Genomic DNA, 19,482 nt, shown 5'->3' with positions numbered 1-19,482 from the left:
CTTGAACTGCGGCCCCGCGCCCCAATCTAGCAGGCAACTCTTAATGCTTTTGGCCGGTCTGGACAGCGTTTCATTTCGCGCGACTGCGTGCCGATAACCTTGCAACGTTCAACGCAGCCAGCGTTCACATGTGAAACGCGGTGCGGACTGGGCTGGATATTCCAGAATTGGGTGACCGTCAGATGGACTTCAAAGACTATTACAAGATCCTTGGCGTAGAGCCGACGGCGGACGAGAAGACAATCAAGACCGCCTATCGCAAGCTCGCGCGCAAGTATCACCCCGACGTCAGCAAAGAGCCTGGCGCGGAAGACAAATTCAAAGAAGCCTCCGAAGCGTATGAAGCGCTCAGCGATCCTGAAAAACGCGCCGAATACGACGAGATCCGCAAATACGGCAGTCAGGGCCGGTTCCAGCCGCCGCCTGGCTGGCAGGGCCGTGGCGGTGCGGGCGCAGGTCCGGGCTTTGGTGGCGGTGGCTTCGAGGACGGGGATTTTTCCGACTTCTTCAGCTCTATCTTCGGCAATCGTGGTGGTCAGCAAGGCGGTCGGGCGCAGAGTCCGGGGCGTCGAGGGCAGGATGTGGAGATGGAACTGGCGGTGTTTCTGGAGGAGACGCTCTCCACCGAGTCCAAGCAGATCAGCTTCAAGGTGCCGCAGCACAGCGCCAACGGCCAGCGCATGGCGGACATCACCAAGACGCTGAACGTGAAGATCCCGGCGGGCGTCACCGATGGCGAGCGCATTCGCTTGAAAGGGCAGGGCGCTCCCGGCGTGGCCGGTGGCGAGAAGGGCGATCTGTATTTGATCATCCGTCTGGCGCCGCACCCGATGTTCGACGTCGAGGGCCACGACCTGATCATCACGGTGCCGATCGCGCCGTGGGAAGCGGCGCTGGGCACCAAGGTCGCCGTCCCGACACTGACCGGCAAGATCAACCTGACCATCCGTCCGGACAGTCAGAACGGCCAGCGGCTGCGGGTCAAAGGCAATGGTCTGTTGAACAAGCAAGGCCAGCGCGGCGATCTGTACGCACAACTGAAAATCGTCATGCCCAAAACCACCGATGAGGCTACCAAAGCGCTGTGGGAGAAGCTGGCCGAGCAGGCCGCCTTCGATCCGAGGGCTCAATGGAGTAACTGATCATGAGCAACACCCTGGTCATCGACATGCAGGAGTTCTGTCAGGTGGTCGACCTGCCGGCCGCCTTCGTCATCGAGATTGTCGAACATGGCATTCTCGAACCCCAGGGAAGGCAGCCGGACGAATGGCTGTTCGATAGCGCGGCGCTGTCGATTGCCAAGCGTGCGGTTAAATTGCATTACGAATTGCAGCTGGAGTGGGACGGCGTCGCCCTGGCGCTGAACCTGCTCGAAGAGCTTGAACACGTGAGGGCGGAAAACCGCATGCTCAGGCAGCGGCTGGGGCGGTTTCTTGAGTGAGGCGCCGCCATAGGAAGTTGGCGGAGCCGGCCTGGCGCCTGCTATCAGGAACCGGATCGACTCGCTGATTTTCCTGCTGACCACGATCCTGTGGGAGCGAGCTTGCTCGCGAAGAGGCCTTCTCATTCGTTGCATCTTCGGCGGCAGGACTGCCGCCTTCGTGAGCAAGCTCACTCCCACATGCATCGAGTGCCCCTGCAACAGCGCGGTGTTTGGCGGATTTCGCGCAGTCGCTTGCTAGCCTTTCTTCGGCAACTCCACGGTAAACGTCGTACCGTCTCCGACGTTCGACACAACCGTGATGCCGCCGCCATGGGCGTTCACCACTTCTTTTACGATGAACAGTCCCAGGCCCAGGCTGGTGGACGGGTTGTGGATGCCGGCCTTTTCATTGGCCGAGCGCACCAGCGGGTCGAAGATGCTGCCGATGGCTTCCTCCGCAATCGGCTCGCCGTCGTTATGCACCGAGAGGCTCACATGGTTTTCGCTGCCGGTGAGCGTGACGGTGACACGACGCGTCGCCGCGCCATGCTGCAAGGCGTTGCCAATCAGGTTTTGCAGCAATTGCGCGATGCGCGCCTGATCCCACTCGCCCCGGGTCTCACCGGTGCTGGTGAACACTGCGTTGCAATCGGGCTGCCCCGCCGTGGCCGCGTCAATGGCTTCACGGCAGGCGAGGGTCATCTCCATCGGCTTGCGCTCGACCGGCAAGGTCACGCCGAGACGGCTGCGGACGAATTCCAGCAAATCGCTGATCATCGTTCCCATCAACAGGCTGCTGCTCTTGATGCGCTTGATATACGCAAGATCGGCGTCGGTCAGCGCGGTCTTGCGCATCAGCACTTCGGACGACATGCCGATGGCCTGCAAGGGCGCGCGCAGGTCATGACCGAGAATGGCGAGAAAGATGTCACGGGAGCGCGTCACGCGATCGGCGTAGGCGGCCGTCGACTCGGCCAAGGCTTCATCGATGGCCTCGTTGAAGCGAATCATGTCGGTCATGTGACTGGCCTGTGGCTCCAGCTGGCTTTCTGCCCAGAAGCGCACGACGGTGGCCCGCAGGTGGCGGAATTCAGAGGTCATCTGCACCAGATCAAACCCGACGATATGCCGCAGCTCGCCATGACTGGAGGCGGCCTGATCGAGTGTCGGGGTTTTGCCGATGTCTTCGCCCTGAGCCTTGGCGATGCGTTCGGCTTTGGTCTGGGCGGTATTCATGTCACGGGCCGCCGCCAGCAGGATCGCCTCGGCGTGGTCGCGCAGCTCGATCGAGCTCATCTGGGCGGCTGCAGGCGTCAGCGTGGCCGCAAACCGTTCCCACTCATCGACGATGCGATCCACATTCTGAACGATGAAGTCCGAAAGACGCATGGGGGGACTACCTTGCTGGCGGCGCGCTGAGTAAGAGCGCGCATAGTACCGCCATGTTGTTGCAGGAAACATCACGCATTTGCGCGCGCTTCCTTTTAGAGCCGGCTTGTCGTCCAGTTGGAGCAGTGTCGGGCAGCAAACACAGCCATGTGGAGTGAGTGTGCTCAAGAAGACGCCTTTTCAGCCGCTGAGACAGATGGCGGATGCGCCGGCCCCTTCGCGAGTACGCTTGCTCCCACAAGAAACTGAGTTCTGCGCTTAAAACAGAAAATACCGCTGTGCCATCGGCAGCACGTCGGCTGGTTCGCACCACAACAGCACGCCGTCCGCCTTGACCTGATACGTCTGCGGGTCGACGTCGATGTTCGGCAGGTAGTCGTTGTGGATGAGGTCGGCCTTGGTCACGCTGCGGCAGCCCTTGACCACGCCGATCTGTTTCTTCAGCCCCAATTGCTCCGGGACCCCGGCATCGAAGGCCGCCTGGCTAATGAACGTCAGGCTGCTGGCGTGCAATGAGCTGCCGTAGCTGGCGAACATCGGGCGGTAGTGAACCGGTTGGGGGGTCGGGATCGAGGCATTGGCGTCGCCCATGAGGCTGGCGGCAATCGACCCGCCTTTGAGGATCAGCGTCGGTTTTACCCCGAAGAAGGCCGGGCGCCAGAGCACCAGGTCCGCCCATTTGCCCACTTCCACCGAACCCACTTCATGGCTGATGCCGTGGGTGATCGCCGGGTTGATGGTGTACTTGGCGATGTAGCGTTTGGCGCGGAAGTTGTCGTTGCCTTCGCCATCACCGGGCAATGGCCCGCGCTGGCGTTTCATTTTGTCGGCGGTCTGCCAGGTGCGCATGATCACTTCGCCGACGCGGCCCATGGCCTGGCTGTCGGAGCTGAGCATCGAGAACGCGCCCAGATCGTGAAGGATGTCCTCGGCGGCAATGGTCTCGCGGCGGATGCGGCTCTCGGCGAACGCGACGTCTTCGGCGATGCTCGGGTCCAGGTGATGGCAGACCATCAGCATGTCCAGGTGCTCGTCGATGGTGTTGCGGGTGAACGGCCGGGTCGGGTTGGTCGAGCTCGGCAGCACGTTAGGGAAGCCGCAGGCCTTGATGATGTCCGGTGCGTGACCGCCGCCGGCGCCTTCGGTGTGGTAGGTGTGAATGGTGCGGTTCTTGAACGCTGCCAGGGTGGTTTCCACGAAGCCGGATTCGTTCAGGGTGTCGGTGTGGATCGCCACCTGCACGTCGTACTGATCAGCGACGCTCAGGCAGTTGTCGATGGCAGCAGGCGTGGTGCCCCAGTCTTCGTGCAACTTGAGGCCGATGGCGCCGGCCTTGACCTGCTCGATCAGCGGCTCGGGCAGGCTGACGTTGCCTTTGCCGGTGAAGCCGATGTTCATGGGGAACGCTTCGGCGGCCTGCAGCATGCGCATCATGTGCCACTTGCCGGGCGTGACCGTGGTCGCGTTGGTGCCTGTCGCGGGGCCGGTGCCGCCGCCGATCATGGTGGTGACGCCGCTCATCAGCGCTTCTTCGATCTGCTGCGGGCAGATGAAATGGATGTGCGTGTCGACGCCGCCGGCGGTGAGGATCATGCCTTCGCCTGCAATCACTTCGGTCGCAGCGCCGATGGCGATGGTCACGCCGGTCTGGATATCCGGGTTGCCGGCCTTGCCGATGGCCGCGATGCGCCCGTCCTTGAGGCCGACGTCGGCTTTGACGATGCCCCAGTGATCGATGATCAGCGCGTTGGTGATCAGCGTGTCGACGACTTCGGCGGCAACGCCCTGGCCCTGGCCCATGCCGTCACGAATGACCTTGCCGCCGCCGAATTTCACTTCCTCGCCATAGACGGTGAAATCCTGCTCGACCTCGATCCACAGCTCGGTGTCGGCCAGACGCACACGGTCGCCGACAGTGGGGCCGAACATGTCGGCGTAGGCTTGTCGGCTGATCTTCATACTTCGTTCCTCGAATCAAAGCGGCAAGCCTCAAGCGGCAAGCTGCAAGTAAAAGCGAATGTTGTGTACGCCGCGGACTGCTGTGCTTGGCCCTTGTGGCTTGGCGCTTGCAGCGTGACCTGGCTGGAAAGTGAACGCGTTTTACAGTTCACCCATAACTCTTCCGGCAAACCCGAAAACCCGCCTCAACCCGGCCAGGTCCACCAGTTCCACTTCCCGCGCCTGCCCTGGCTCGAAGCGCACGGCGGTGCCGGCCGGGATGTTCAGGCGCATGCCCCGGCTGGCGGCGCGGTCGAAGGTCAGGGCGTCGTTGGTCTCGAAAAAATGAAAGTGCGAGCCGACCTGAATCGGCCGGTCGCCGCTGTTGGCGACGCTGAGGGTGATGGTGCGGCGACCGGCGTTGAGCTCGATGTCGCCGGGCTGGATCTGGTACTCACCAGGAATCATGCGCTCTTCCTCGACAGTAACTTGTAGTAAATGGCCGTGGCCTTGTATTCGCCGTCGGGGTTGCAGGCGTAGTCCGGCAGCAGGCCAGACAGCTCGTAACCCAGCGCGCGATAGAAATCTTCAGCATCGGAACCTGCCAGCGTGTCCAGAAATAACAGCCCGCGCTGATGCTGCTGCGCGGCCTGTTCCACGGCGGTCATCAATTGAGTTGCCAGCCCGCGCCGACGCGCCTGACTGAGCACCAGCAACTTCTGCACCTCGGCGCGGTTCAGGCCGTTGGCCTTCTGGCACAGCGCCAGTTGCACCGTCGCCAGCACCTGGTCTTCTTCTGCCACCACCCACAGCAGCACGTTGCCCTGCTTGACCTCGGCTTTGACGCCGTCCCACCAGTCGGCAGCCTCCTCGGCGCCTAGATCCGCCATGAACCCGACCGACGCGCCGTCGCGCACGGCGTCGAGCAATAGCGCCACCAGACCCGGGCGGTAGTGGGCAAAACTTTCTGGCGTGACGCGGCGTAAGTGGGCGGCATTCATGGGCGAAATCCTTTCAGAATGAAAACTCAAGCGACAGGCTTGATGCCGGGCGCTTGCGAGGGTGGAGCAGAGGCGCCGGGCGACAGGTCCAGCTGCATGAAGGTCAGGTCCAGCCAGCGGCCGAACTTGGTGCCGACCTGGGGCATTTGCCCGGTGGTGATGAACCCCTCGCGCGCGTGCAGGTGAATCGACGCCGCGTTTCCGCTTTCGATGGCCGCGACCATCATGTGCTTGTCGCAGGCGCGGGCCCGTTCGATCAGCGCTTTCATCAGCAGCGGACCCAAGCCGTTGCCGCGTTGATCGGCACGCACGTAAACCGAATGCTCGACGGTGTGGCGAAACCCTTCGAATGGCCGCCAGTCGCCAAACGACGAATAGCCCAGCACCTGATCGTCGGCGTCGACCGCCACCAGAATCGGGTACGCCTGGGCCTGGCGCGCAGCGAACCAGGCTTCGCGGTTGGCGAGGTCCACCGGCTGCTCGTTCCAGATCGCCGTGGAGTTGAGCACGGCATCGTTGTAGATGGCCAGCACGGCCGGCATGTCCGTCAGCAGTGCGTCACGAATCGAATAGGTCATGTTCGTTTCCACGGGTTCCTGTGTGGCTGTTTCAGTGGGCATCTCAGCTTCAATGCGCAGTTCAGGCAATCGGCTGATGCACCGTGACCAGCTTGGTGCCGTCCGGAAACGTGGCCTCGACCTGGATTTCCGGGATCATTTCCGGGATGCCTTCCATCACCTGCTCACGGGTCAGCAGAGTGGTGCCGTAGTGCATAAGGTCGGCGACGGTCTGGCCGTCCCGCGCACCTTCCAGCAGGGCGGCGGAGATGAAGGCCATCGCTTCCGGGTAGTTGAGCTTCACACCGCGTGCCAGCCGCCGCTCGGCCACCAGGCCTGCGGTGAAGATCAACATCTTGTCTTTTTCGCGTGGTGTCAGGTCCATGGGTTTTGTCCGTCTCAAATAACTGAATAAGTCAGTACAGCAAGGCTTTTTGTAGGAGTGAGCTTGCTCGCGATAGCGATTCGTCAGATAGGAACATGTTTCCGACACAGCGCAATCGCGAGCAATCTCACTCCTACAGGAGTCTATGCATGCCCCGAGGGAGCGAATTGGGGAACGCGCCCCATCAAGTGCTCCAGATCCGCGGCGCCACTGCTTCCCGGCCCAACAGGGCAGGGCGCAGCAGCTTCCATAATTCAATCAGCCAGGCCCGGGCATGCAGCGCTTCGTCTGCCAGGCAGCGGGCAATGATCAGGCCGGGCAGCTGGCTCAGGTCGCCGCGTACGGGTGAATGTTCGGCCAGCTCGCGGCAGCGCTCCATTAACTCAGCGTCGATTTCCCCGGTCACAATCAGCGTCGCGAACACCGGTTTGCCACACAGGCCGATCGGCGAATCCAGCAAGCCGTCATTGCCGACAATGCGCTGGCGCTCATGCCACAACAGCTTGCCATCGCGCCGGATATCCAGATGTGCCTGAAAGTGGCCGTGATCGAATCGCTCGCCGCTGGCCGGTCGGCCCAGCGCAACCACATCCCAATAAAACAGCCGGGCGTCACCCTCAAGCTCGATTCGCGTGGTCAATTCAGCCTTGGCCTCGCTGAACACGATGCTCTCCTGCGGCAGCCACTCCAGCGTGCCGCCTGCAGCGACTTTGATGTCCAGTTGCTGATAGGCCGGACCCGCCGCGCGGTACCACTTCGCTGCGCCGGGGCTGGTCAGTTGCGCCCAGGCATTGGCGCCCACGCTGGCGCTGATGTCCAGCCGGTCGCCGCCGGCAATGCCCCCCGGCGGGTGAACGATGATGTGCTGGCAGACCTGCGGGCCTTCGGCGTACAGATGCTTTTGCACCCGCAACGGACCTTTGTGACGCCGCTGGGTCGGGCGCGTGCTGTCGCCGAAACGCCCATACGCCAGCTCCAGCTCGGCATGCCAGCTGGGGGTGAACAGGGCGGTGTGGGCAGGAAGATTCATAAGTCGATTATCGTGTTATCGAAGGACCGTACCTTAGCTGATCGGCGCATTAAATAGTGACCAGACCCCGAACGCCTTCGGCTTCCATGTTTTCGCCACGGCCCTGTTGGACGATTTCGCCCCGGGACATAACGATGTACTGATCCGCCAGCTCGGCGGCGAAATCATAGAACTGCTCGACCAGCAGAATCGCCATGTCACCCCGGGCGGCGAGCTTTTTGATCACCGCGCCGATTTCTTTGATGACCGAGGGCTGAATGCCTTCGGTGGGCTCGTCGAGGATCAGCAGGCGAGGGCGACTGGCGAGGGCGCGACCGATCGCCAGTTGCTGTTGCTGACCGCCGGACAGGTCACCGCCGCGCCGGTGCTTCATCTGCAGCAGCACCGGGAACAGCTCGTAAATGAACGGCGGGACTTCCTTGGCCTCCGAGCCCGGGAAACGCGACAGGCCCATTAATAGGTTTTCCTCAACGGTCAGTCGGCCGAAAACTTCCCGGCCCTGGGGCACATAGGCGATCCCGGAATGCACACGCTGGTGAGGCTTGAAGCCGGTGATCGGCTTGCCTTCCCACTGCACCACGCCCTCCTTGGCCGGCAACAGCCCCATCAGCACTTTCAACAGGGTGGTCTTGCCCACGCCGTTGCGACCGAGCAGGCACGTGACCTCGCCGATTTTTACGTCAAACGACAGGCCTCGGAGGATGTGGCTGCCGCCGTAGAACTGGTGGAGCTTTTCGACTTGGAGCATGGCTGAATTCTCAAGCAAATAGGTATGACCTGTAGGAGTGAGCTTGCTCGCGATTGCGGTGGATCAGTCAACGCTCATGTGTCAGATACAGCGCAATCGCGAGCAAGCTCACTCCTACACGGGGAGCGCATTACCTTCCGAGATACACTTCAATCACCCGTTCATCCGCCTGCACGTCTTCCAGCGATCCTTCCGCCAGCACGCTGCCCTGGTGCAGCACGGTAACGTGGTCGGCGATGGTGCCGACGAAGCCCATGTCGTGCTCGACTACCATCAGCGAGTGCTTGCCAGCCAGGCTTTTGAACAGCTCGGCGGTGAATTCGGTTTCGGCGTCGGTCATGCCAGCGACGGGCTCGTCGAGCAGCAGCAGTTGCGGGTCCTGGACCAGCAACATGCCGATCTCCAGAAACTGTTTCTGGCCGTGGGACAACAGCCCGGCGGGCCGTGACATCGACGCGGTCAGGCGAATGGTTTCCAGCACCTCATCAATGCGGTCGCGCTGCTCACCGTTGAGCTTCGCCCGCAGGCTGGCCCACACCGATTTGTCGGTCTTCTGCGCCAACTCCAGGTTTTCGAACACGCTCAGCGCTTCGAACACCGTGGGCTTCTGAAACTTGCGCCCGATCCCGGCCTGGGCGATCTGCACCTCGCTCATCTTGGTCAGATCGAGGGTTTCGCCGAACCAGGCCTTGCCGTGACTGGGGCGGGTCTTGCCGGTGATCACGTCCATCAGCGTGGTCTTGCCCGCGCCGTTGGGGCCGATGATGCAGCGCAGTTCGCCGACGCGGATGTACAGATTCAGATCATTGAGAGCCTTGAACCCGTCAAAACTGACGCTGATGTCTTCGAGCGTCAGGATCGTGCCGTGCAGCGTGTTCAGCCCCTTGCCGGCAACCTGCCCGAGACCGATGGCGTCGCGGCTGGTACCGGCATCGCTGTTCGGATCGAGCACCGGATCGAATGCGGGCGTCGGAGTGCTTTTCATTGCTCGCCCCTTTTCTTGATCAGGCCGATCACGCCTTTGGGCAGGTACAGCGTCACCACGATGAACAGCGCGCCAAGGAAGAACAGCCAGTATTCAGGGAAGGCCACGGTGAACCAGCTCTTCATGCCATTGACCAGACCGGCGCCGAGCAGCGGGCCAATCAGCGTGCCGCGACCGCCCAAGGCTACCCAGACTGCCGCTTCGATGGAGTTGGTCGGCGACATCTCGCTCGGGTTGATGATGCCGACCTGCGGCACATACAGCGCCCCGGCCAGGCCGCACAGCACGGCGCTCAACACCCACACGAACAGCTTGAACCCGCGCGGATCGTAGCCGCAGAACATCAGTCGGTTCTCGGCATCGCGCACGGCGGTCAACACACGACCGAACTTGCTGCGCGCCAGACGCCAGCCGACGAACAGGCTGCCCGCCAGCAACAGCACCGTCAGCAGAAACAACACCGCGCGGGTGCCCTGGGAGGTGATGCTGAACCCCAGAATGCTGCGAAAGTTGGTGAAGCCGTTGTTGCCGCCAAAGCCGGTTTCGTTGCGGAAGAACAGCAGCATGCCGGCGAAGGTCAGGGCTTGGGTCATGATCGAGAAATACACGCCCTTGATCCGCGAGCGGAAGGCGAAGAAGCCGAACACCAGTGCCAGCAACCCCGGCGCCAGCACCACCAGGCACATGGCCCAGAGGAAATGCTGCGTGCCGACCCAGTACAACGGCAGTTCGGTCCACGACAGAAAGGTCATGAACGCCGGCAGGCTGTCACCCGACGCCTCGCGCATCAGGTACATGCCCATCGCGTAACCGCCCAGGGCGAAGAACAGCCCGTGGCCGAGGGACAACAGGCCTGCGTAGCCCCAGACCAGATCCAGCGCCAGCGCGACGATCGCATAGCAGAGGATCTTGCCCACCAGCGTCAGCGTATAAGCCGACACCTGCAGGCCGTTGCTTTCAGGCAGCAGGGATAACAACGGCAGGGCGATCAGCAGGGCAAGAATCACCCCGCCGACTGCGACCGTGATTTTGGTGCCGGCGCGTTGCGCGGCAGTGACCATCAATGGCTGATTCATCAGTCGATCACCCGTCCTTTGAGTGCGAAGAGGCCTTGCGGACGTTTCTGAATGAACAGAATGATCAGCGCCAGGATCAGGATCTTGCCCAGCACCGCGCCGATCTGCGGTTCGAGGATCTTGTTGGCGATGCCCAGCCCGAAGGCCGCCGTGACGCTGCCGGCCAGTTGACCGACGCCGCCGAGCACGACCACGAGGAAGGAGTCGATGATGTAGCTCTGGCCCAGGTCAGGGCCGACATTGCCGATCTGGCTCAGGGCCACGCCACCCAGACCGGCGATGCCGGAGCCGAGCCCGAAGGCCATCATATCGATGCGGCCGGTGGGCACGCCGCAGCAGGCGGCCATGTTGCGGTTCTGGGTGACCGCGCGCACGTTGAGGCCCAGGCGTGTTTTGTTCAGCAGCAGCCAGGTCAGCACGACGACAAACAGCGCGAACGCAATGATGACGATGCGGTTCCAGGGCAGCACGAGGTTGGGCAGCACTTGAATGCCGCCCGACAGCCATTCCGGGTTGGCGACTTCGACGTTCTGCGCGCCGAACACCACGCGAATCAGCTGGATCAGCATCAGGCTGATGCCCCATGTCGCCAGCAGTGTTTCCAGCGGGCGACCGTACAAGTGGCGAATGACCGTACGCTCCAGCGCCATGCCGATGCACGCAGTCACGAAAAACGCGATCGGCAGCGCCACCAGCGGATAGAACTCAAGGGCGCCGGGGGCGTAGCGCTGAAACATCATCTGCACGACGTAGGTGGCGTAGGCGCCGAGCATCAGCATCTCGCCGTGGGCCATGTTGATCACACCGAGCAGGCCGAAAGTGATCGCCAGTCCCAGGGCCGCCAACAGCAGAATCGACCCCAGCGACAGGCCGGCGAAGGCTTGCCCGAGTATCTCGCCGAACATCAATTTGCGTTTGACCTGAGCCAGGCTGGTCTCGGCCGCCAAGCGCACGGTGGGGTCGGTTTCGACGTTGGGTTCGAGTAGTGTTTCCAGCCGGGTGCGGGCCAGCGGATCGCCGGTCTCGCCGAGCAGCCGCACGGCGGCAAGCCGCACGGTGGGGCTGACGTCGACCAGTTGCAGGTTGGCCAGCGCCAGGTTCAGGGCCGAATGGACGCTGTCGTCCTGTTCGCTGGCCACTTGTTGCACCAGCAAGGGCAACTGCGCCGGACGCGCGCTTTTCTGCAGGATTTGCGCGGCGGCCAGACGGACTTTCGGGTCGGCGGCTAAAAGCTGATGGCTTGCCAGCGCGGTGTTGATCAGGCCGCGAAGGCGGTTGTTCAGGCTGATGGCCTGGGGCGAATCGGGGTTCGGCGCATCAGCCAACGCGGGGGCGTCTGGATCGACGGCGATGAAGCTGTCGCCGTTCTGGATAAACGCCCGGTTGCTGCTGTCGGCAGCGACGCGGCCATCCTGCAGGGCAACCAGCAATTCGACGCGCGCCGGGTCAGGCTTGGCGGCCCAGGCTTCCAGCAGTTGGGCGCGCTCGGAGGATTCGGCCGCGACAAAGTCGCCTGCATCGCTGGCGTGGGCGGCGAAAGGCAGCCACAGGCATAGCGTGAGAATGAGGTGGTGGAAGTATCTGGGCATATCGAGTCCTGGGGGCACCCGCATGACGTAACGTCAGACGGGGAACCTGTAGGAGTGAGCTTGCTCGCGATCGCGTTATGCCGGACGCCATCTTCGTCTTGGTCAGGTCGCAATCGCGAGCAAGCTCACTCCTACAGGGATAGGTTCAGCCGGAACATTTCAACCGACCGTTTACCCTGTTTTCCTTAGTTGCTCTTCACCGCGTAGTCGGGCTTTTTGTCGTTGCCCGGAATGAACGGGCTCCACGGCTGGGCGCGAATCGGTTCTTTGGTCTGCCAGACCACATTGAACTGACCGTCGGCCTTGATCTCGCCGATCATCACCGGCTTGTGCAGGTGGTGGTTGGTTTTGTCCATGGTCAGGGTGAAGCCCGACGGCGCGGCGAAAGTCTGGCCAGCCATGGCTTCGCGGACTTTATCCACATCGGTGGACTTGGCTTTCTCGACCGCTTGCGCCCACATGTGGATACCCACGTACGTGGCTTCCATCGGGTCGTTGGTCACGGCCTTGTCGGCGTTCGGCAGGTTGTGCGCCTTGGCGTAGGCCTTCCAGTCGGCGACGAACTTGGTGTTGACCGGGTTCTTCACCGATTCGAAGTAGTTCCACGCAGCCAGGTTGCCCACCAGCGGTTTGGTGTCGACGCCGCGCAGTTCTTCTTCGCCGACCGAGAACGCCACTACCGGTACGTCGGTGGCTTTCAGGCCCTGATTGCCCAGCTCTTTGTAGAACGGCACGTTGGAGTCGCCGTTGACGGTGGAAATCACAGCCGTCTTGCCGCCAGCGGAGAACTTCTTGATGTTCGACACGATGGTTTGGTAATCGCTGTGACCAAACGGGGTGTAAACCTCTTCGATGTCCTTGTCCGCCACACCTTTGGAGTGCAGGAACGAGCGCAGAATCTTGTTGGTGGTGCGCGGGTAAACGTAGTCGGTGCCCAGGAGGAAGAAGCGCTTGGCCGCTCCGCCGTCTTCGCTCATCAGGTATTCAACCGCAGGAATCGCCTGCTGGTTAGGCGCGGCGCCGGTGTAGAAAACGTTCGGCGACATCTCTTCGCCTTCGTACTGCACCGGGTAGAACAGCAAGCCGTTCAGCTCTTCGAAGACCGGCAACACCGACTTGCGCGACACCGAGGTCCAGCAGCCGAACACCACGGCGACCTTGTCCTGGGTCAGCAGCTGGCGACCCTTCTCGGCAAACAACGGCCAGTTCGACGCCGGGTCGACCACCACAGGCTCAAGCATCTTGCCGTTGACGCCGCCCTTGGCGTTGATTTCATCGATGGTCATCAGCGCCATGTCCTTGAGCGAGGTCTCGGAGATGGCCATGGTGCCGGACAAAGAATGCAGAATGCCGACCTTGATGGTCTCGGCCGCCTGAGCGGTCCAGGTCAAACCCATCGCTGCGATCGATGCAGACAAAGTGAACGCTTTCAGCAAACTACGACGCTTCATTGGCTAGCTCCATTCCTTGATTTTTTTAGATGACGGCTGTTGGCGGTGCAGAGTTGAGTCTGCTTAAGCTTTAGCAATCGCTGGGCCAAGGGCGCGTACGTCGCAAAATGGAATGAAAACATCGCGTGAACAGAGCGCCTCGCACCAATGTGGATCGGTGCGCAGCGGATGGTGCGTCAGGCGCGCTCAACTGGTGCGAGCCTTTTGGGCGTCGCGAGGGAGGGGGCCTGACGCAATCGGAAAGCGCTGCTACCTGACGAAAAGCTCACGCTCCCCCGTGAACAGATCAAAGGTTTCGTAGACGATGTTGTCCGGCGCGGTGAAATAGGCGAACGCCTGTCCGTTCACTTCTTGAAACGCCCTGAGTTGAAGGCGGGTGCCGGGTGGGATGGCGACGTGGTCGGCAAGAAAATCCGAGAACATGTTCTTCTTCGGGACCGACGGCGCAAAGATCAAAAACACCTGATGCGTATTGCTCGGTGCCTGCTCGGTCACGAAGCTGGACAGGCTCCAGCGCACGGCATTGCCGCGGCTGATCGACGCCGATTGCACCCCTGCGTCAACGAACACCGCGCCGAGCTCGCGTCGAAATTGCTGCAGACCCTCGTCCGTGATGCGCGCGGTACGGAATGCATCGCCTTTCCATGACCGCAGGCGGTAGAACTGGTTGAGAAAGGTCTGCACCTGGGGCGTGCGTGCTCCGCTTCTCAATAGTCGGTTGATCTCCGCTGAGCCGCCCTCGATGTAATCCAGCAGCTCGGGGTACAGTTCTGCTTTTGCGCGTTGGGCAAGGGCCAGGAATCGAGGTTCATCAAGGGACGGTTCAGCGATGGCAATGCCTTCAGACGGGAACGGCCATCCGTTCAGCAAGAGGCTCAAATCATGCCGGGCCTGTCGGCTGGCGTTCGGGGCCAGGCGCACCAGCGGCTGCGAAACCTTGCTCCAGCCCCCAGTGCCTGACCTTACGACGTATTCGTCCTCATGGATCAGCAGCGCTGGATCCCGGGGATAGGGGCGATACAGGCGAGACCGCCCGAACAGGTTGAAGCGTCGACCCACGTAGCCCGTTTCGGAACCGAGGGTGATCTCCGTGAATTTGTTCGGGTCCAGCCGCGTGATCATGCCCGACTCGGCAAAGTAGGGCGCCCCTGCAGGTGACATCAAATAGCCGATCTGCACCTGTCCATGGCGTCCGATGCGGCGGACCAAATGCGGGCGTGTTATCAGCGCCAGTTCAGGGCCCTTCAACGCCGCCGCACTTGCTTGACCGATACCGGCAGTCAGCAGATATCCGGCCGCGTCCATAAACTCTTGGGCAGCACCGTCCCAGTCGTTTTCATCCACTTTTTGAAAGCCACTCCAGGCGTTGTACAGACCCAGCCCCAGCGCGAGCGGAATCATGACCGGCGGGGGCAACAGCAGCAGTGCGATGCTCGCCACCATGTCGAAGACTTCCGTCCGGGATTCTCCGCCCCCGGGCTGGGCCAAGAGGGATTTCGCTTCTTCCTTCAATTGGCGGATCCTGATCCCGAAATGCTCGTCAAACAGGTCGCCGGTCTGCGTCAAGAAAACCACTGGATACAACAATTGGAAAGGAACGGGAAATGGACTCGACAGCGACGTGAGTACATGCGGAAGACGCCAGTGCTTGAGACGCTCCTCGTAATCAAGCATCTGCCGAGCCTGCCGCCTGTCGGCCAGTGGCATCAACCTCGCCATGTAGGATTTGTACACGTCGCGTTCCAGAAACGCCTGCGTGAGGTGGAACATGCTGTCGAAGGCGCGGAGCATCACGTTATCCGGCGCGTTGAGCGTGCAAAGGACCAGGGGCCCCCTTTCGAATTTGCCGGCGGGTGCAATCAGCATGATGTCCGGGATCTTGATCCCGTTGATGTGCAGCCATCGCACCTCGATCCTGGCCCCGTCCACCTCAGGACGCTGCTGCGAATCGGGACCGTCCAGTACCGCTTTGATCCAGCGCAGGCGGGTTTCAGGAAAGCCGTTTAGCTGACTCTCCATGTACGCCATGCCCAACCGCGCCAGCATCAATTCCCGGTGCTGGTGCTTCAACTGGTTGGCGAAATCGGAGTGATCAAAGTGTTCGGCAAGGTACTCATCCAGTCGCTTTGGAATGTCGATTCGCGCCAGCAGCTCGGTCACGAAAGCGCCGGAGAGTCCCGGTATCTCTGCACCGTGCTCGCCTGCAGCCCGCAACTCGCTGGCGTCCTGAGTTTTCAGCCGCAGTGCGTTGTCGTGGGCCAATGCGTGCAGCGAGAAGGTCTGCGACTGAATCTCGGTCTCCAGCACAGTGATGGGGTAAGAGACCGACGGGAGGCGCTGGTGGAACGTCGCCATCACTTGAATTTGTCGGGGCGACAGTTGAATGTTTTTCTCCGCCAGTGCGGCGGTGACGGTCGCATCGGTGTAAGCCGTCAGGACGTGCGAACTGTCAGCTTGCGGTGTGTTGAAGTGATCAAGGCTGATGCGCCGGATGGTGCGGATCGCCTGTGCGTACACCATCGCGTGTCGAGTCCATTCGACCTGCTGATCGTCACTCATCCTTTGCCACCATTCCGGCATTTCCTGGCGCACGACATCGCAATCCAGCTGGCGCTCGATGCGGTGGTTATCGAACAGTTGTTCCGAGGCCATCAACTCGAGAATGAGGCGCTTAAAAGACGGCTGATCCAGCCTGAGAGACCGGGCGATGTACACCGCGTGGTCAAAGTCGGCCTTCTGTTTGATGATCTGCGACGTCAGCAGCAGGCTCATGAAATTGTTGCCCAGTCTCTGCAGGCCCCAACGCATGGCGGGCTGCACGCTTTCAACGCCAGGGAGCGCCAGAGCCACTACGTCATCGAGCTTGAGATGGCTCAGCAACCGACGGCGTTGAGTCTCGTCGGCAAGGCGACGGGTGAGGGTGTCGGTGAGCTGATTCAGTGAGTCGAATCGTTCCAGACTGTCGGCAGGGGTGTAGAGAATGACCTCTCCTACGGACTCGTCGTCGGTTGCCGGAACCTGATCGCTGCGTTGCTCGGTGATCGCAAACGCCCCTGTCAGGGGAAACAGCGCAGTGGAGCTTGTCCCCAGCCACAGGTTGAACACATCGTGTTTCTGCAGTGGGTCAGCCGAGGTGTCCGTGCCGTAATCCAGTGTGGCGTTAAGCATGCTGTACAGATGCGAGCGAAACTCGCCCTTTTCGACACGCATCTGGCCTTCCAGCCTGAGTAATTGAACCCGGTCCGCGAGAAAGTCATAGCGCCGGGTTTTGCCGGAGGGCTGAATCTCTGCCCAATGATCCGAGAGTGTTTGTTTGTAGCGGTCGGCCAGGCTTTGCGCGACGCAGGCGTAAAGGGCAACCAGACCCTTCCGGTCAAGCGCGCCGATCGAAGGCGTGTCAGCCGCCGGAAACTCAGTGGTGTAGAGCCCGGCAGACTCGACGTTCTGCCACTGAAAGAGCCCGGTGAAGTGTGCTGTCAGGCTCGCAAGCAGTGGATAACTGCTGATGATCGCTAGTGCGCCGGGTTCAATGCTTCGCTCGTGGCAGACCAGCCGTGCACTGGCGTAATCAAACGCGAGCCCGCGATGGCTCAGGCGAAGGCAATCAGTGAGCGTCTGCTCCAGGGCCTGGGTGAAATCGGGCAGTTCGTAGAGGGTAAGCGCGGGGCTGTCGACGGTGGGTGTCGATGACGGGGTAACGGTCGTGGGATTCATAGTGCCTGTTCATTGCATGAGGGATGACTCGCGGAACCGACGGGTTCGGCGACTCGTTTCATGGAGTCAGGGCTTGAGGCGTGCGTCTGTAGGTGGGACCAGGTCTGGATGTGTAGGGAAAGCGACCAGACAGGTAGGATTTTTCGCGGAGGAGGTGGGACATTCAACGAGCAGAAAAACAGGTGCGGAGCCTGAAACCCGAAATGAGGAGGAATTCATCACTAAACCACCCAAAAGAGGTTCCAGGCCCCGCGAGACGCAATCTAAGCTGTTGTCGCCGTTTTGGCAAAGCGCGAACGCACTATTCGATCGAGCATCCATACTGCCAACATCGAAACGCCCACCAGTGGGAACGCCACGCCCAGCACGACCATCACCACGGTCGCGGTTTTCCAGCGCGGCAGGTCATGGCGTAGGGGCGGAACGCCGAAGCCGTTCTGCGGGCGGCGCTTCCACCAGATCATGATCCCGCTCACCGAACTCAACAGCACCATCAGGCAGATGAACAGAATCAGCAGCTGGTTTACCCAGCCGTACATCTTGCCTTCGTGCAGCATCACGCCCAGTTCAGTGGCTTTGGACACGGTGCTGTAATCGCTGTAACGCACGTCCGCCAGCACCTTGCCGCTGTACTGATCGACATGCAGCGTGGAGTCCTGGCGCGGGTCATCGGCGAACACGGAAACGGTGAACACGCCATCGGCGGTTTTCGGTTGGGTGATGCTGTAGCCCGGCTCGATATTGCGCGCCTTGGCGATGTCGACCACTTGCTGCAGGGAGATGCCCGGCGCTGCGGGAGCGCTGGACATATGCGCATGGTTCATGTGCTCGGCATGATCCCCGGATGACACCGGCATCGGCGTGTTTTCCATGGCCCATGGCACGGTCTGCACGCTGGCGCTGTTCAAGGCGCCGGCCTGTTTGTCCGACTTGGGCACGTCATTCCACATCGCCGCCGGAAAAGTGTTCCAGACGTCGGCATAGACCTTTCCCCACATGCCGGTCCAGGTCATGCCGCTCAGCAACATGAACAGCAGCGCCACCGCCCCCCAGAATCCGGTCACTGCGTGCAGGTCGCGCCAGAGAATGCGACCTCGCGCGCTGATGCGAGGCCAGAGCACGCCGGCCGGTGATCGACCTCGCGGCCACCACAGATACACGCCCGAAACCACCAGCACGATGCCCCAGCCAGCAGCCAGTTCCACCAGCCGATCACCGACGGTGCCGATCATCAGTTCGCCGTGGAGTTCGCGCGCGATGGCTGGCAGGTTTTGTTTCGCGTCCTGTGTGCCAAGCACCGTGCCGCTGTACGGATCGATGAACACATTGACCTCGCGGCCGTCGTTTTTGACCACGAACTGCGCGCTGCCCTCGGCACTCAGCGGCGGCAGGTATTTGCTGACCTGTGACTGTGGGAAGGCCGTCAGCACACGCCTTTGCAGGTCATCGGCACTGAGTGAGTGGTGAGCGGGTTTGACCGTCAGCAGGTCGCTGTACATCAGCGCGTCGAGCTGCGGCTTGAACAGGTAAATGATCCCGGTGACCGCCAGCAGGATCATGAACGGTGCGACGAACAGGCCGGCATAGAAATGCCATCGCCACGCCAGGTTGTAGAAAGACACATTCGGTTTGGACATGGTGCAACGCTCCCGTCAGGGAAAACACGGCGCAACCCGCTGGCGGCCGGGAAGCCGTCAGCGGGTACGAATCAATTTGTGGTGTTCAGGCGACTGACGAGAGGGGCGGCGCGCGACTGCGGGCGTTGGGGAAGACGTTGCGCTGGGCGTGGCCGTTCTGCGGGGCCTCGTTATAGAAATCGGCGGGTTTGGGCGGTACCGGCGCCAGAACGGCCACGGTTTTCGTCAGCGCCGGGCAACTGAACAGCAGCGTGCAATAGCCGCACTTGGCCCAGATGACGTGATCGACGCCAGCGCTTTGCTCGGCCTTGGCGTGGCCGCTGTGCTCGCCCGCGCCCATGCCCATCGATGCCGACATGTCCATTTCGCCATGCATCGACTTCGACATGGATATCGGCGTTGGCATTGCCATGCCGCTGTGATGCTCCATGGGCATCGACTGGGAAATCAGCGGGCCGATGAAGATCATCAGCATGGCGAACAGGCTCAGCCATGCGCCCTGCGGGTGACGAGGGGCGGGGGCGGATCTGGCGCGGATAGCGGGCAGGCGGCTCAAAGG

General features: G+C 61.6%; 17 protein-coding genes. 2 read left to right on the top strand and 15 right to left on the bottom strand.

Annotated features, from left to right (window positions below):
- The first annotated feature begins 182 nt into the window (after positions 1–182).
- On the top strand, positions 183–1,142 hold the full coding sequence (cbpA, locus tag QWI20_RS01335; RefSeq protein ID WP_369303824.1) for a curved DNA-binding protein: 960 nt from the start codon (positions 183–185) through the stop codon (positions 1,140–1,142).
- A 2-nt stretch (positions 1,143–1,144) separates the two neighbouring features.
- Positions 1,145–1,441, top strand: coding sequence for a chaperone modulator CbpM (locus tag QWI20_RS01330; protein WP_369303823.1), 297 nt, complete (start codon positions 1,145–1,147; stop codon positions 1,439–1,441).
- A gap of 237 nt (positions 1,442–1,678) precedes the next feature.
- Here the strand turns inward: QWI20_RS01330 and QWI20_RS01325 are convergent, their stop codons facing one another.
- From QWI20_RS01325 to QWI20_RS01255, 15 genes are all read right to left on the bottom strand, one after another.
- Positions 1,679–2,812, bottom strand: a complete 1,134-nt coding sequence (locus tag QWI20_RS01325; RefSeq protein ID WP_369303822.1) for a sensor histidine kinase — start codon at positions 2,810–2,812, stop codon at positions 1,679–1,681.
- Between the two features lie 258 nt (positions 2,813–3,070).
- Positions 3,071–4,771: an urease subunit alpha gene (gene ureC, locus QWI20_RS01320; protein ID WP_369303821.1), complete on the bottom strand. Its 1,701-nt coding sequence runs from the start codon at positions 4,769–4,771 to the stop codon at positions 3,071–3,073.
- Positions 4,772–4,912: 141 nt separating this feature from the next.
- On the bottom strand, positions 4,913–5,218 hold the full coding sequence (locus QWI20_RS01315; protein ID WP_065987755.1) for an urease subunit beta: 306 nt from the start codon (positions 5,216–5,218) through the stop codon (positions 4,913–4,915).
- Entirely contained in the window at positions 5,215–5,751 is a 537-nt protein-coding gene (locus QWI20_RS01310; protein ID WP_369303819.1) for an N-acetyltransferase family protein, read from the bottom strand. The genes QWI20_RS01315 and QWI20_RS01310 overlap by 4 nt, the downstream gene beginning before the upstream one ends.
- 26 nt (positions 5,752–5,777) lie before the next feature.
- The gene (locus QWI20_RS01305; RefSeq protein ID WP_369303818.1) at positions 5,778–6,329 is read right to left on the bottom strand and encodes an N-acetyltransferase family protein; all 552 of its coding nucleotides are present in this window, start codon (positions 6,327–6,329) and stop codon (positions 5,778–5,780) included.
- Positions 6,330–6,390: 61 nt separating this feature from the next.
- The gene (locus QWI20_RS01300) at positions 6,391–6,693 is read right to left on the bottom strand and encodes an urease subunit gamma (protein ID WP_020293711.1); all 303 of its coding nucleotides are present in this window, start codon (positions 6,691–6,693) and stop codon (positions 6,391–6,393) included.
- 184 nt (positions 6,694–6,877) lie between these two features.
- A complete protein-coding gene (locus QWI20_RS01295; protein WP_369303817.1) occupies positions 6,878–7,723 on the bottom strand; it encodes an urease accessory protein UreD in 846 nt (281 codons plus the stop codon).
- Between the two features lie 49 nt (positions 7,724–7,772).
- Positions 7,773–8,471 carry an urea ABC transporter ATP-binding subunit UrtE gene (gene urtE, locus QWI20_RS01290; protein ID WP_369303816.1) on the bottom strand — a complete coding sequence of 233 codons (699 nt, stop codon included), beginning with the start codon at positions 8,469–8,471 and terminating at the stop codon, positions 7,773–7,775.
- Between the two features lie 130 nt (positions 8,472–8,601).
- The gene (gene urtD / locus QWI20_RS01285; RefSeq protein WP_192173458.1) at positions 8,602–9,456 is read right to left on the bottom strand and encodes an urea ABC transporter ATP-binding protein UrtD; all 855 of its coding nucleotides are present in this window, start codon (positions 9,454–9,456) and stop codon (positions 8,602–8,604) included.
- Entirely contained in the window at positions 9,453–10,532 is a 1,080-nt protein-coding gene (gene urtC, locus QWI20_RS01280) for an urea ABC transporter permease subunit UrtC (protein ID WP_369303815.1), read from the bottom strand. The genes urtD and urtC overlap by 4 nt, the downstream gene beginning before the upstream one ends.
- On the bottom strand, positions 10,532–12,121 hold the full coding sequence (urtB, locus tag QWI20_RS01275; RefSeq protein WP_369303814.1) for an urea ABC transporter permease subunit UrtB: 1,590 nt from the start codon (positions 12,119–12,121) through the stop codon (positions 10,532–10,534). Before urtB ends, urtC begins: the two co-directional genes overlap by 1 nt.
- A gap of 185 nt (positions 12,122–12,306) precedes the next feature.
- Positions 12,307–13,572: an urea ABC transporter substrate-binding protein gene (gene urtA / locus QWI20_RS01270; RefSeq protein WP_369303813.1), complete on the bottom strand. Its 1,266-nt coding sequence runs from the start codon at positions 13,570–13,572 to the stop codon at positions 12,307–12,309.
- Between the two features lie 249 nt (positions 13,573–13,821).
- Positions 13,822–17,286: a DUF6543 domain-containing protein gene (locus QWI20_RS01265; protein ID WP_369303811.1), complete on the bottom strand. Its 3,465-nt coding sequence runs from the start codon at positions 17,284–17,286 to the stop codon at positions 13,822–13,824.
- A 263-nt stretch (positions 17,287–17,549) separates the two neighbouring features.
- Positions 17,550–18,923 (bottom strand): PepSY-associated TM helix domain-containing protein, encoded by a 1,374-nt coding sequence (locus QWI20_RS01260; protein ID WP_369303810.1) that lies wholly within the window; start codon positions 18,921–18,923, stop codon positions 17,550–17,552.
- Positions 18,924–19,008: 85 nt separating this feature from the next.
- Complete coding sequence (locus QWI20_RS01255) at positions 19,009–19,479, bottom strand: DUF2946 domain-containing protein (protein ID WP_369303809.1); 471 nt, start codon at positions 19,477–19,479, stop codon at positions 19,009–19,011.
- Between the last annotated feature and the right edge of the window lie 3 nt (positions 19,480–19,482).

Source organism: Pseudomonas sp. W2-17 (assembly GCF_041060445.1).
GTDB lineage: Bacteria > Pseudomonadota > Gammaproteobacteria > Pseudomonadales > Pseudomonadaceae > Aquipseudomonas.
The sequence above is the reverse complement of the archived record's forward strand: the minus strand, read 5'-3'. Positions and strand labels throughout refer to the sequence as shown.